Raw genomic sequence first — 13,194 nt, forward strand, 5'->3', positions numbered from 1 at the left:
GAGATCAGGTCAAAAAACAGGCATAAAAAAGCCCCGCAAAATGCGAGGCTTAGTCAATACTTTAGGTGTTAGCGGCGAGAAACCAGCAGCGCACCCAGCACGATACCTACTGCTGCACCGATACCCACGCCATGCCACGGTTTGTCATGCACGTAAGCGTCAACCTGATAGCCTGCGTCGCGTGCGACCTGGGATACGCGATTTCCGCTGCCATTGAGTTTAGCGCGCGTTTGCTTAAGCAGTGTCTCTGCCTGGCTGCGGGCGTTGGTCACTTCATCTTTTGCATCGCTGCCGTAAGATTTCAGCAATGCTTCGAGTGAATCTGCGAGCTCGTTCACATCCTGATTAATATCAATGTCATCGTTTTTGCTGGTTCGATTAAACATTTTTTGGCTCCCTTTGATTTAAAACGTAATACTGAGTGTAGACGACCTTTTGCTAAACGAGACGCGAGAGTGGCCTTTAGGGAAAATTCCGAACGCCAGGTCTGTCATGCTGTTGTAAGGTTGCGAGGCTTTTGAAGAGGAGAGAATTAAGCATGTATTTACGACCAGATGAGGTAGCGCGCGTACTGGAAAAAGCGGGTTTCGAAGTGGATGAAATCACGCCACGCGCGTACGGATATCGTCGTGGTGACAACTACGTTTATGTTAATCGCGAAGCGCGAATGGGGCGCACGGCGCTGGTCATTCATCCGACGCTAAAAGAGAAAAGCCAACCTTTTGCTGAACCGGCATCAGAAATGAAAACCTGTGATCATTACACCCAATTTCCGCTCTATCTGGCGGGTGATTCGCAGGAACATTATGGTATTCCTCATGGTTTCAGTTCACGCATGGCGCTTGAACGCTACCTGCAAAGTGTTTTTGGCTAACGCATCAGGCCCCGCCGCGACGGGGCTCTGACCCGCCTGCTGTCAAATCCTTACCTTTCATCACGTTGCAATTCCTGGCTGTGACGCGTATAACGCTGTTCGATATAGATGTTTAGACGTCCATACGGATAAAGTTATGAGCGAGCAAAATAATCCTTCACAGGATCCCTTTAAAAGAACCATGAAAGCGCGCCACCTGGTGATGCTATCGCTGGGCGGTGTAATCGGTACTGGGTTGTTTTTTAACACCGGCTACATTATTTCAACCACGGGCGCAGCAGGCACATTATTGGCCTATTTGATTGGCGCTTTCGTAGTTTGGCTGGTGATGGTGTGCCTTGGCGAACTGTCGGTGGCAATGCCCGAAACAGGCGCATTTCACGTTTACGCTGCGCGTTATCTTAGCCCGGCAACCGGTTATACCGTGGCCTGGCTTTACTGGCTGACCTGGACGGTGGCGCTGGGTTCAAGCCTGACGGCCGCGGGTTTTTGCATGCAGTATTGGTTCCCGCAGGTGCCAGTCTGGATCTGGTGTTTAGTCTTCTGTATCGCCATTTATCTGTTGAATGTCATCTCAACTCGCTTCTTTGCGGAAGGAGAGTTCTGGTTCTCACTGATCAAAGTGATCACGATTATTGCTTTCATCATTCTTGGGGCGGGCGCGATGTTCGGCTTTATCCCGCTGAAAGATGGCACGGCCGCGCCGGGTTTGAGTAACCTCACCGCGCATGGCTGGTTGCCAAATGGCGTGTTACCCATTTTGATGACCATGGTTGCGGTAAACTTTGCTTTCTCCGGCACCGAGCTAATCGGTATTGCAGCGGGCGAAACGCAGAATCCCCAGAAAGTCCTGCCGTTGGCGATTCGCACCACCGTGGCGCGCCTGATCATCTTCTTCATCGGTACGGTGCTGGTGTTGGCGGCGCTGATTCCCATGGATCAGGCGGGCATTGTGAAAAGCCCCTTTGTGCTGGTTTTTGAGAAAATCGGTATTCCCTGGGCGGCGGATATCATCAACTTTGTGATCCTGACGGCGATTCTGTCAGCCGCCAATTCGGGACTTTACGCGTCAGGTCGTATGTTGTGGTCGCTGGCCAATGAGAACACGCTGCCGCGCGCCTTTGCCCGTGTAAATAAACGCGGTGTGCCGCTGTTCGCTATCACGATGAGTATGATTGGCGGGCTGTTAGCGCTGTTTTCCAGCGTGATTGCGCCAGACACGGTGTTCGTGGCGTTGTCAGCGATTTCCGGTTTTGCGGTGGTTGCAGTATGGCTGAGTATTTGCGCATCGCATTTCATGTTCCGCCGTCATCATCTCCAACAAGGCAAGTCGCTTAACGCGTTGGCTTACCGTGCACCGTTGTATCCGCTGACGCCGATTCTTGGCTTCCTGCTTTGCCTGATGGCCTGTATAGGTCTGGCATTCGATCCCACTCAACGCATCGCCTTATGGTGCGGCATTCCGTTTGTGCTGCTTTGCTATGGCGCATACCATATAACGCACAAAAATAAAAAATTCCCTGAGGCTGAGGAGGCCAACGATGTCGCTTAATCCTGTCGCGCAGGCGCTAACGGAATCTGAATCGCTGATTCTGGATGGCGCGCTGGCCACTGAACTGGAAGCGCGTGGCTGCAATCTGGCTGATGCGCTGTGGTCTGCCAAGGTATTAATGGAAAACCCTGAGCTGATTTATCAGGTGCATTATGACTATTTCGCCGCCGGGGCGCGCTGTGCGATTACCGCCAGCTATCAAGCGACGCCGCAGGGTTTCGCGGCGCGAGGTCTGGATGAAACACAATCGCTGGCGCTGATTACGCAAAGCGTTGAGCTGGCGAAACGTGCTCGTCAGGATTACCTTGCGCAGCAAAGCGCGCACCAGACGCTGCTGGTGGCGGGTTCAGTTGGGCCTTACGGCGCTTATTTGGCTGATGGCTCAGAGTATCGCGGTGATTACGCACTGCCGGAAGCGGAAATGCTGGCGTTTCACCGACCACGCGTGAAAGCGCTGCTGGAAGCGGGCGTGGATCTGCTGGCATGTGAAACCTTGCCTTCGTTTGCTGAAGCTCAGGCGCTGGTGAAGTTGCTGACGGAATTTCCTGACAGCGCGGCCTGGTTTTCATTCACGCTGCGGGATGCGGAACACATCAGTGATGGAACCCCGTTGAGCGAGGTCGTGGCCTATCTTGATGCACAGCCGCAAGTGGTGGCGCTGGGGATTAACTGCGTGGCACTGGAAAGCGTTACGCCTGCGCTGAAACAGCTTCAGGCGTTAACCGACAAACCGCTGGTGGTTTATCCTAACTCTGGCGAGCAATATGATGCCAGCAGCAAAACCTGGCACTCCGCGCCTTCGGGCTGCACCTTGCATGACAAATTACCGGAATGGCAACACGCTGGCGCACGTCTCATTGGCGGTTGCTGTCGCACCTCGCCGAAAGACATCGCGGCTATCGCGCACCGTTGTCAACCGCAATAAGGCAGCAGAATCGGGCGATGATAGCGCGATTGAGACGCGTGAAAAGGCGGGAAGGGCAGTTTAGACTGTGCTTCCTGACCTTTTAGTGGATCCCTTCATGAAACAGCGAATTCTGGCTTTGGCCGCTGCACTACTGCTTAGCGGTTGTGCCACCATTGTCGGCAACGAAACCCAATCGGTACGCATCGATTCCCTGCCGCAGGGCGCACGCTTCACGGTGCAGGATGAGAACGGCCGCGCGGTTGCTCAGGGATTCACGCCGCAAACCGTTGAGCTGGAAAAATCAACCGGCCGTTACTTCGGTAAAAAACATTATCTGCTGATGCTGGAAAGTCCTGGCTATGTGCCGGTGACGATGCCTATCGAGGCGCGCGCCAACCTCTGGTATCTGTTAGGTAACATTCCGCTGGGCGGATTCCCTGGCTGGCTGCTGGTCGATCCTTTCTATGGCGGCATGTACAACCTTAAACCAGAGCATCCACGTCCGTTTATGAACCCGGTTGGCGCGCGCGGTTAATCACTGCGCGGTAGGTTGCAGCATGCCGCCTGGCGTTTTATGCTTTTCCAGATACTGGTGCTGGAAAATACACATGCGGATGGTGTTGCGGTATTCGCCGTTGATAAAGAATTCGTGCTTTAGTACGCCTTCAATCTCAAAACCCAGCTTGGTGTAGATGTGGATCGCTTTCTCGTTCTCCTGATCAACAATCAGATAGAGCTTGTAAAGATTAAGCACGGAGAAACCATAATCCATCGCCAGCTTAGCCGCCTGGCTGGCGAGACCTTTGCCCTGATGCGTAGGATCGATGATGATCTGAAACTCTGCGCGGCGGTGGACATGATTGATCTCAACCAACTCCACCAGCCCGGCTTTTTGCCCATCATGCTCAACCACAAAGCGACGTTCAGTTTGATCGTGAATGTGCTTGTTGTAGAGATCGTAAAGCTCAACAAACGCCTCATAAGGCTCTTCAAACCAGTAACGCATCACGCTGGCGTTGTTATCCAGTTGATGAACAAAGTGCAGATCTTCCCTTTCCAGCGGGCGTAATTTAACCGTCATTTTTCACTCCTTTTATGTCATCAATGCCGCGAGTATAGCCGTTACGGCTTCGCGTTTGCATGAAGGCGTTAAACCGCGACTTTCTCATCATTCAATCTGGCTAACGCACAGAGAAGCGGGGCGGAATGGCGTATTAAAGCGTTTTACTGAGATAGACGCCGAGTGGATCGTCACCGTAAGGCGCAAAGGCTGCACAGCGTTGATAGCCCAGACGCTGGTAAAATCGCAGCGCGGCGTGATGATGTAGGCCGGTTTCCAGTCTGAGTTGCTGTAAACCGGCGTCACGCGCCTGCGTTTCAATGTCGGACATCAACTGTTCTGCCACACCTTGTCCACGCATCTCGGGTGCAACAAACAGACGTTTTAATTCACCAAAACCGTTTGGCTGAATCATTAACGACAAACATCCCACTGCGCGGCCTTGTGTATCTCGCGCCATCAGCAGAATCAGCTCATCGTCTGCGAGCGCCGTGAGGTCGGTGCAATGTTGACTTTCGGGCGGGTAAAGGGCGTTTTGCCAGTGATCTAACGCGGCAATTAACGTGGCAGCGCAGGGTGAGAAAGGTTCTTGTTGAATCGAAAACACGTGGTCCTCAGCATTCCGTTTACGGGATTTTACCCTACGACGAAATTGGACCACGCTTCAAGTACTACGCGCCGATCTGCTCAATGATGCGGCCCTGCGCCATGCGTACCGCGCTGTCACACATGTGATCGATCACATCAGGATCGTGACTCACCAACACCATGGTTAAGCCATCCTGGCGTTTCAGATCGCTTAGCAAGTTAAGGATCTCAGCCTGTACCGACATATCGAGTGCCGACGTCGGCTCATCTAACAGCAGGATCTTCGGCTCAAGCAGCAGCGCACGTACAATCGCTACACGCTGACGTTGACCGCCTGAAAGCTGATGCGGATAGCGATCCGCCAGTGCCGGATCCAGGCCAACATGGCGAAAGCCTTGATTGATACGATCGTCAATGTTGTCGCGCCTCAGCAATTTTAACGGCTCGGCAAGGGTACGACGCAGGCGGTGACGCGGATGCAGCGAGGCGTAGGGATCTTGAAAAACCATCTGTACGTCGCGACGCAATTCGCCGGTAAACGGTTTACCCGGCGCAACATCTTTACCCGCCAGCTGCATCTTGCCTTGCCAGTGCGGATTGAGTCCGGCCATAACCCACAGCAGCGAAGATTTACCGCAGCCGGATGGGCCAACCAAACCAAAGCAGGCACCCGCTTCAACCTGGAGATTGACATCATGCACCACGGTACGCAGCTCGTAACCCTGCTTGTGCGCTACGCTCAGGTTCTGCAAATTAATCACGATTCACCTCCAGCGCAGCACGATCCAACACCGGCAGCGTTTGGCCATGCGTAGCTTTGCTCGGGCGGCACGACCACAAGGTGCGCGTATAAGGATGGGTGGCGTTAGGCAGCTCATTAGCCGGCAGCGTATCCAGCAGTTGGCCTTTGTACATTACCATCACGCGTTCGCAGTGCTCTGAAACCTGCTGAAGATCGTGGCTGATCAGCAACAAACCCATATTGCGCGCTTCGACTAAACCACGGATCAGCGCCAGCACTTGATCGCGCATAGCATGATCCAGTGCGGATGTCGGTTCATCAGCAATCAGGAAATCGGGATCGGTGATCAAGGCGATCGCCAGCATCACGCGCTGGCCCATGCCGCCAGAAAGCTGGTGAGGATAGTTTTGCATCAGTCGACGTGGATCAGGTAATCCCACTGCATTGAGCATTTCGCACACTTTCTCTTTACGCTCAGCGCGGCTGAGGCGGCGATGCAGCAGCAGCGGCTCCTCAACTTGCCAGCCGATTGTGCGGGTAGGATTGAGGGCATATTTCGGATCTTGCATCACCATCGCAACGCGGTTGCCACGCAGCGTATTCCAGTCTCGCTCACGTAACTTCAGCGCGTTTTCTCCGGCTATTTGCAGCTGTTTTGCCTGTAAATGCAGAGCAGGGGAGAGTAGGCCCATCAAGGAGCGAGCAGTCAGAGATTTACCCGAGCCAGATTCGCCCACCAGCGCCACGCGCTCACGGCCAAGGGTAAAACTGATGTTATCTACCAGCAGCGCATCATCGCTACGAATAGTGAGCGACTCGGCATGAAGTAAGACATTATTTTGCATGTCGGGTATCCAGTCGGTCACGCAGGCCGTCGCCTGTCAGATTAAAAGCGAGGCTGGCGAACAGAATCGCGGCGCCCGGAGCGGCAGCAACCCACCATTGGTCGAAAATGACTTTACTGCCTTCCGCGACCATTGAACCCCATTCAGCCGTTGGCGGCTGTACGCCCATGCCGAGAAAGCCGAGGCCAGCAGCAGAAAGAATAATGCCGCCCAGACTCAGGGCCGCTCGCACCACCGCTGTCGGCATGCAAAGTGGCAGAATATGGCCAAACATCAGGCGGAAGCCGGTAATGCCCTGCATACGTGCGGCGGCAAGGTAATCACTGCGGCGCAGCGCCAGCGTTTCAGCACGAGCCTGGCGAGCAAACGGTGGCCAACTGGTCAGCGCCAGCGCCAGCGCGCCGTTCATTAATCCCGGCCCCATAATTGACACCAGCGCCAGTGCAATCACCAGATTGGGCAGCGACAGGAAGATATCGGTGATGCGCATCAGCACACGCTCCGTCCAGCCACCGACGTAACCTGCGGTGATGCCAATCAGCAGACCAACCGGGATGGTTAGAATCAAAATCAACGACACCAGCAGTAGTGTTGGACGCGCACCGTAAATCACGCGGGACAGCAAATCGCGACCAAAGCCGTCAGTGCCGAACCAGTGCAGCGCGGAAGGCGGCAGCAGGCGATTCGATATGGTTTGCAGGTTGGGATCGTAAGGCGAAAGCAGCGGAGCCAGCAGCGCCATCAGGATCAGGATCGCCACTAACGTCAGACCAATCGTTAATGAGGTGACGCGGCGTTGGCGGCGTCGAGGCCGCACAGTTTCAAGTTCAGAGAGTTGTTGCGTCATCGGGTTCTCGGATCGGTTAACCAGGTAAGGGCATCCGCCAGCGCATTAATTAAAATAAAGCAGCCGCCAATCAGTAATGTGGCACCCAAGATTGCGGGCACATCGCCGGAGAACAGCGCATTGGTCATGTAACGACCGACGCCAGGCCAGGCAAACACGGTTTCGGTTAGCACTGAACCTTCCAGCAGCGTGGCGTAGGAAAGGGCAATCACCGTGACCAGCGTGCCAAGTACGTTGGGAAAGATATGACGCAGCAGGATACGAACGCGTCCGGCACCTTTGGCGCGAGCCAGCGTCACATACTCTTTACTGCTCTCTTCCAGCAGTGCAGCACGCAACAGGCGCGTAATACCTGCCATCGCCAGCAGGCCCAAAATCACTACCGGCAACCATAAGTGCGCAATCGCATTACGGAACATCTCCGGCTCGCCCGACAGCCAGCTGTCGATCAACACAAAACCGGTTTTTGGCTCCAGCGTATAAACCCAGATATCATCCAGTCGTCCCGGTCCGGCTGACCAATGCAGCACGGCGTAAAAGAGCAGCATGCCCAGCAGGCCGAGCCAGAACACTGGCACTGAATAGCCCAACAGTGAAATAAAGCGAGCGATGTTATCGATGATGCTGCCTGGCTTCCATGCCGCAAGTAACGCCAGGCTAACACCAAACACTACCGCGAAGATCATTGCGCAGCTGGCCAGTTCAATCGTCGCCGGGAAAGTCTGCATCAAATCATTGCTGACCGGCTGGTTAGTCAACCGTGACACACCCAGATCGCCCCGCGCCAAATGCTCAATGTAGTGCCAGAACTGCATTAATACTGGCTGATCCAGACCCAGCTCGTGGCGTACCTGCTCATAGGTCGCTTCGCTGGCGTGATCGCCCGCAATCTGCTGCACCGGATCGATCGGTGAAAGGTGCGACAACATAAAGGTGAAGGCGAGCAGGCCGAGCAACGTCACCAGCAGCGACAGCAAGCTGGTGGAAACGCGCCCGGCACGCTGCCAAAAATGCCGGGCGAACCCGGCAGAGTGGGCAGAATTTGCCATTACTTCGTAACCTGCGAGTAGTAAACCATGTCAGGGTTGATGCCCTGTACATAGCCTTTGAGGTTATCACGCAGAGCAATCAGGTTTTTCGCCTGCATACCAATCACATACGGCGAGTTCTTCAGCACTTCGCGCTGCATAGCTTCATATAATGCAACGCGCTTCGCTGGATCGCTTTCAGCGGTTGCGGCTAATACCTGCTTATTCAGTTCCGGGATATGCCAGTCTGATCGATAAGCCAGGGTTTTGCTGCCATCTTCCGGGTTATAAGCGTAAGAAGCGGCGTTGGTGTTCGGATCGAAATAGTCGGAACCCCATGCATTGAGCGTAGCCTGGTATTGATGCGCTTTTACTTTAGTAGAGACTTCAGAGCTTAATCCCGGCACCACGTCCACTTTCACGCCGCCTTTGGCGAAGCTGCCTTGTAACGCTTGCGCGATATCAAGGTATGGCGGTTGATTGCTGGTAGAAAGCGTAAAGGAGACGTTGTTTAAACCCGCTTTTTTCAGAATCGCTTTGGCTTTTTCAGGATCATAGCTGTAGGGCGTATCGTTCAGCGCGCCGAGGAAACCTTTCGGCAGGAAAGTCTGATGCACATCAAACTGGCCTTTCAGCAAGTCATTGGCGATGCCGTTATAATCCCACAGGTAACGCGCTGCTTCCCAAAACGCCGGATTTTTCAGCGTATCATTGGCGCCTATATTGAACTGAATATAGTAAAGCGACGCCATTGGAATGGCTTCGGTCTTCACGCCAGCTTTACCTTTAAGTGAAGCAATCTGGTCAGCACCCAGGTTGCGGGCAATATCCGCATCACCTTGCTCCAGCAACAGACGGCGAGCAGCGGGTTCCGGTACGTTTTTAATTAAAATGTTTTTCAGCTTTGGCGCACCTGCAGGTGAGGTTGGATTGGCGCTCAGCAACACCACTTCATGCAGAACGACTTTGCGGATCTGGTAAGGACCGCTGCCTGCTGAATGCGTTGCTAACCACTGATTACCGAAGTCACCATTCTTTGCATTCGCCATCACCGTTTTTTCATCAACAATGGATGAAACCGGCGCAGAAAGCAGGCTCAGAACGTATGTTGGGCTGACGTTAGCACTCCAGCTAATCTGAACATGATTGTCATCGACTTTCTTCAGGAAAGTATCAACGTTGTCTTTGTTCCAGCCGAGCTGGGTAAGAATAAAAGAAGGATCAAGGTTCAGCTTGACCACGCGACCCAACGAGAAGATCACATCTTCTGGACGCAGCGGATTGCCGCTGGCAAATTTCGCATCTTTACGCAGCTCAAACGTCATACTGCGATTGTCGCTGCCAGCTTGCCAGGAAGTGGCTAATGTCGGCTGCAGATCGATAGGATTTTGCGGATCAGACTGCACCAGACGTTGATAGATATTGGTAAAAGCCTGCACGGTGGTAAGTTCAAAACCTTTGGCCGGATCAAAACTGTCGGCATCATCAGTTGATTGAGCAATCACCAGCGTATCTTTTGGCGTGGCGGCATGGGCTGTGAAGGCTGCAGCCAGCGTCATTGCCAGCAGTGATGGAATTATTGTTTTCATGAAATTTCCTTGCCTAAAAAAAGTAACGCGAGTGTACGAAAGGGCCGAGACGAAGAATAGTCGAAAATAGGCTAATGATATGCAAAAAAGGTATAAGGATGACGATGCAGTTATAAGCGAGTGGGCAGACATTACGTTCAAACGCTACAAGCGTAATAGAGCCGAGAAAAAATGCATACTTCTGTTAGACATTCTTAGCGCATTAATAACATAAGCCGGTGGCACGATTTTATTTTAATGAGAGTTATCAATCTTTTTTTCAATCAGTTTGAGTAAACAGAAAAGTTTCGGATCTTTGCGTGAACGTATATTTAATAAGGGTGGTTAAAATAAAAAAATCGTGTTCCACTCTTTTAAACGGTTGAATGGGTTTGTCTTTTTTAATAGGGGAATTTAAGTTTTAACCCGCTTTGTCGCTTTAGGTGAATAGGCACGTCATTTCAGTGAGTAAGCCAGTATCAGGCTTGCCCGCAGGTGATATTTATTAACTGTAAAAGATATGATGGCATTATGACGATGATAAACTGGCAGGTTATTGATAAATTCATATTAATAATACTTGATGGAGATCAAGGCCGCTGGGCGTTCCTCGCTGACCAATTGCGTGCTTTGGGGGTACCTGATGATAAAATTGTTCGTATTGAAACGCCATCAGGTGAATCTTCAGCTTGTCATCGGACTCAAGCACATATTAATGCAGTAGAGATGGCGCAAACGCAGGGTTGGCATAATGCTTTTATCATTGAGGATGATTTTTGTTTTAATGAGTGTGAAATTAATTATGAAAATATAAATCGCTTTCTCAATGCATTATCGAAGATAAAATGGAGTGTTGCGCTCTTCGCTGCAAATTACTATAAAGTCACGCCGGTTAAAACGGTTGATTATCTGGTCCGCGTTAATGTTGCGGGATCTGCCTGTGCCTACGTGGTTAATAAAGATTATTACACCTCGTTATTAACCAATTACCGCTGTGGATTACAAGCCTTGCTTCAGGGAAAAAGTGAGCAAGAATATGCTTTGGACGTAAACTGGCACACAGGTATGCATCGGGATTTATGGTTAGGCATTTTCCCCACTAGCGGCAGCCCTTTTACTGATAAAAGCATGAGCGAAAATAGTGATTGTCGCTCGCAGTTTAACAAGCCATTACACGAAATCATCTCTCCTGCAAAATTATCACCTTCACCCTCTGGCCCAATCAAAGTGGACTTTTACTTCCAGTGGCCGCCAGGATGGACAAATTTTGAATCGGTGATTGATGCTATGCGCAGTAATCCCGCTTTTGATTGTCGTATTGTTGTTGTGCCCTATCTGAACTTCAACGCCACCGATCTAAGGGGTGATATCCAGCGCGGCATACTCAAAGAGAGGTCGCTCGATTACATTGGTTTCGAGGATTATTCGCTGGATTCACGCCAGCCTGATGTCGTTTTCCTGCAGAATCCTTATGATGAAGCGAGGCCAGAAGCTTTTCGCAGCGAATATCTGTATCAGCGTGGCGTTAAAATTGCCTATATTCCTTATGCGCTCGATACAGGCATCGGTGAAGAAACCATGGTGTATCAATACAATTTGCTATGTCAAAATTTAGCGACATGGATTTTCTCTCGCTCCGAAAGACACAGAAAAGAGTTTGCGTCTCAATGCCATGCAGGTAATAAGCATGTCTATGTCACGGGGCATCCTAAATTTGATTATTATGATCGCCGTTATGGTCTTGATGAAGAGAATAAAACGAAGGGGAAGGTTAAAACGTTTCTTTGGACACCCCATTTTATCCTGCCGGGAAACCGGAAGATGTACAGCACATTTAATATTTATCATGCAGCCATGATAAAACTGATTGAACGTGATGATGTTCATGTGATCATTCGTCCTCATCCTTTGCTAAAACAGTGGTTGAATGTGGCAAGTCAAAAGACTCAGGATAACTACAAAAAGCTCGTTGATATCTCAAAGGCCCGGAATAATGTTAGCTGGGACTTCAGTCATGATTATAAATCTTCATTCTCCCAATCTGATGCGCTTATTGCTGATATGGGATCTTTTTTACTTGAATACCTCCCCTCGAAAAAACCCATTCTTTATCTAACCCATAAAACGTGTTACGGACTGAATAAAACCGCAGATTTCATTTATGATGCCTATGATGTGGCAAGGAATGAAAAGGATATTGCACGGTTTGTGGAAAATATTGTCAACGATCGCGATCCAATGCGGTTAAAACGTGAAAAGGTTTTACAGGAAGAGTTACAAATAGATGATGTAACCGTAGGCGAGAAAATCACAAATATTATCTACCAGTCGTTAAGAGGTTAGGGGGGTTAGTTTAGGCGTTAATAACGACAATAAAATTGATATTCTAAATTAATCATTGGTATGGCTTTAATATTACGCTTGATTAAAAAGCGCAAAGTTAACCTGATAATATTGTTGCAACTTTTGATGAAGTTGAATATCGTCCATTGATGTTTTACTAGCGTAACGCACTCAATGAATGGGAAATCTAATGGCTGTAGCCTGCTTACATACCGCCGCGAGTAATATCGCTATTTTTGACGACGCTGCCTGTAAACTCAACATTCCCGCTATTCATTTAAGTCATCTTGTCGTGCCACACTGGTTGGCTGAAGCTGAGCGGGCAGGCAGATTGACGGTGGAACTAAAGCAGCAATTGGTCTCTTTTATTCAATCGATAATGCCTCATTTTGACGCCGTTTTGATCACCTGTTCAACGCTGGGTGCAGTAGCTGAAAATTTCCCTTGTTTGGAAAAGAGATGCGCAGTGTACCGAACCGATCAAATGTTGGCAGATGTATTAGGTGATCGTCCCGGAAAGTCGGTGGTGCTTTATGCCGCACCGTCTACATTAGCGACCACGACAGCCCTTTTTTGTCGAGATACGACACGGTTACAGCCTGAAGTACGACTGGTATCGGAAGCATGGCAGATCTTTAAATCAGGCGATCGAGATAACTATCTTGCGTTAATAGCTGAAGCGATCAAAAAAGCATTAGATGAGGGGGCAGATAATGTTGCATTGGCACAAGTCTCTATGGCACCAGCGATTAAAGCTTTTACGGGTGATGCTCGTGTATTAGCAAGCCCACATCTCAGTTTACAACGCTGCTTTGGCTAAAAGTTACTGTGGGTATCAAA

General features: G+C 50.7%; 14 protein-coding genes. 6 read left to right on the plus strand and 8 right to left on the minus strand.

From position 1 onward, the window contains the following. Window positions 1–68: 68 nt before the first annotated feature. Window positions 69–386 carry a DUF883 family protein gene (locus tag MUG06_RS00100; protein WP_215845812.1) on the minus strand — a complete coding sequence of 106 codons (318 nt, stop codon included), beginning with the start codon at window positions 384–386 and terminating at the stop codon, window positions 69–71. Between the two features lie 152 nt (window positions 387–538). Between MUG06_RS00100 and MUG06_RS00105 the strand changes: the two genes are divergently transcribed. The 4 genes from MUG06_RS00105 (at window position 539) to MUG06_RS00120 (ending at window position 3,868) form a co-directional block, all read left to right on the plus strand. Then, window positions 539–874, plus strand: coding sequence for a DUF2002 family protein (locus MUG06_RS00105; RefSeq protein WP_031376461.1), 336 nt, complete (start codon window positions 539–541; stop codon window positions 872–874). Window positions 875–1,010: 136 nt separating this feature from the next. After that, window positions 1,011–2,426: an S-methylmethionine permease gene (mmuP, locus tag MUG06_RS00110; protein WP_243077368.1), complete on the plus strand. Its 1,416-nt coding sequence runs from the start codon at window positions 1,011–1,013 to the stop codon at window positions 2,424–2,426. Further along, complete coding sequence (gene mmuM, locus MUG06_RS00115) at window positions 2,416–3,351, plus strand: homocysteine S-methyltransferase (RefSeq protein ID WP_243077369.1); 936 nt, start codon at window positions 2,416–2,418, stop codon at window positions 3,349–3,351. The genes mmuP and mmuM overlap by 11 nt, the downstream gene beginning before the upstream one ends. Before the next feature lie 97 nt (window positions 3,352–3,448). Further along, window positions 3,449–3,868, plus strand: coding sequence for a hypothetical protein (locus MUG06_RS00120; RefSeq protein WP_215845815.1), 420 nt, complete (start codon window positions 3,449–3,451; stop codon window positions 3,866–3,868). Here MUG06_RS00120 and speG read toward each other — a convergent pair whose 3' ends face one another. From speG to MUG06_RS00155, 7 genes are all read right to left on the minus strand, one after another. Next, the gene (gene speG, locus MUG06_RS00125) at window positions 3,869–4,414 is read right to left on the minus strand and encodes a spermidine N1-acetyltransferase (RefSeq protein WP_215845816.1); all 546 of its coding nucleotides are present in this window, start codon (window positions 4,412–4,414) and stop codon (window positions 3,869–3,871) included. It lies immediately after the preceding gene. 133 nt (window positions 4,415–4,547) lie between these two features. Then, window positions 4,548–5,000: a GNAT family N-acetyltransferase gene (locus MUG06_RS00130; RefSeq protein WP_243077370.1), complete on the minus strand. Its 453-nt coding sequence runs from the start codon at window positions 4,998–5,000 to the stop codon at window positions 4,548–4,550. Window positions 5,001–5,064: 64 nt separating this feature from the next. Further along, on the minus strand, window positions 5,065–5,742 hold the full coding sequence (locus MUG06_RS00135; protein ID WP_243077371.1) for an ABC transporter ATP-binding protein: 678 nt from the start codon (window positions 5,740–5,742) through the stop codon (window positions 5,065–5,067). Beyond that, on the minus strand, window positions 5,735–6,568 hold the full coding sequence (locus MUG06_RS00140) for an ABC transporter ATP-binding protein (RefSeq protein ID WP_243077372.1): 834 nt from the start codon (window positions 6,566–6,568) through the stop codon (window positions 5,735–5,737). Before MUG06_RS00140 ends, MUG06_RS00135 begins: the two co-directional genes overlap by 8 nt. Next, window positions 6,558–7,415: an ABC transporter permease gene (locus MUG06_RS00145; RefSeq protein ID WP_215845820.1), complete on the minus strand. Its 858-nt coding sequence runs from the start codon at window positions 7,413–7,415 to the stop codon at window positions 6,558–6,560. Before MUG06_RS00145 ends, MUG06_RS00140 begins: the two co-directional genes overlap by 11 nt. Continuing rightward, complete coding sequence (locus MUG06_RS00150; protein ID WP_215845821.1) at window positions 7,412–8,464, minus strand: ABC transporter permease; 1,053 nt, start codon at window positions 8,462–8,464, stop codon at window positions 7,412–7,414. The genes MUG06_RS00145 and MUG06_RS00150 overlap by 4 nt, the downstream gene beginning before the upstream one ends. Then, complete coding sequence (locus MUG06_RS00155; protein ID WP_215845822.1) at window positions 8,464–10,032, minus strand: ABC transporter substrate-binding protein; 1,569 nt, start codon at window positions 10,030–10,032, stop codon at window positions 8,464–8,466. The genes MUG06_RS00150 and MUG06_RS00155 overlap by 1 nt, the downstream gene beginning before the upstream one ends. 510 nt (window positions 10,033–10,542) lie before the next feature. Here MUG06_RS00155 and MUG06_RS00160 point away from each other — a divergent pair. Together MUG06_RS00160 and MUG06_RS00165 are read left to right on the plus strand one after the other, a co-directional pair. Continuing rightward, complete coding sequence (locus MUG06_RS00160; RefSeq protein WP_243077373.1) at window positions 10,543–12,354, plus strand: CDP-glycerol glycerophosphotransferase family protein; 1,812 nt, start codon at window positions 10,543–10,545, stop codon at window positions 12,352–12,354. Between the two features lie 190 nt (window positions 12,355–12,544). Then, on the plus strand, window positions 12,545–13,174 hold the full coding sequence (locus MUG06_RS00165; RefSeq protein WP_243077374.1) for an aspartate/glutamate racemase family protein: 630 nt from the start codon (window positions 12,545–12,547) through the stop codon (window positions 13,172–13,174). Window positions 13,175–13,194 lie beyond the last annotated feature (20 nt).

The sequence above is a fragment of the Pantoea sp. MQR6 genome, assembly GCF_022761075.1.
Taxonomy (GTDB): domain Bacteria; phylum Pseudomonadota; class Gammaproteobacteria; order Enterobacterales; family Enterobacteriaceae; genus Pantoea; species Pantoea phytostimulans.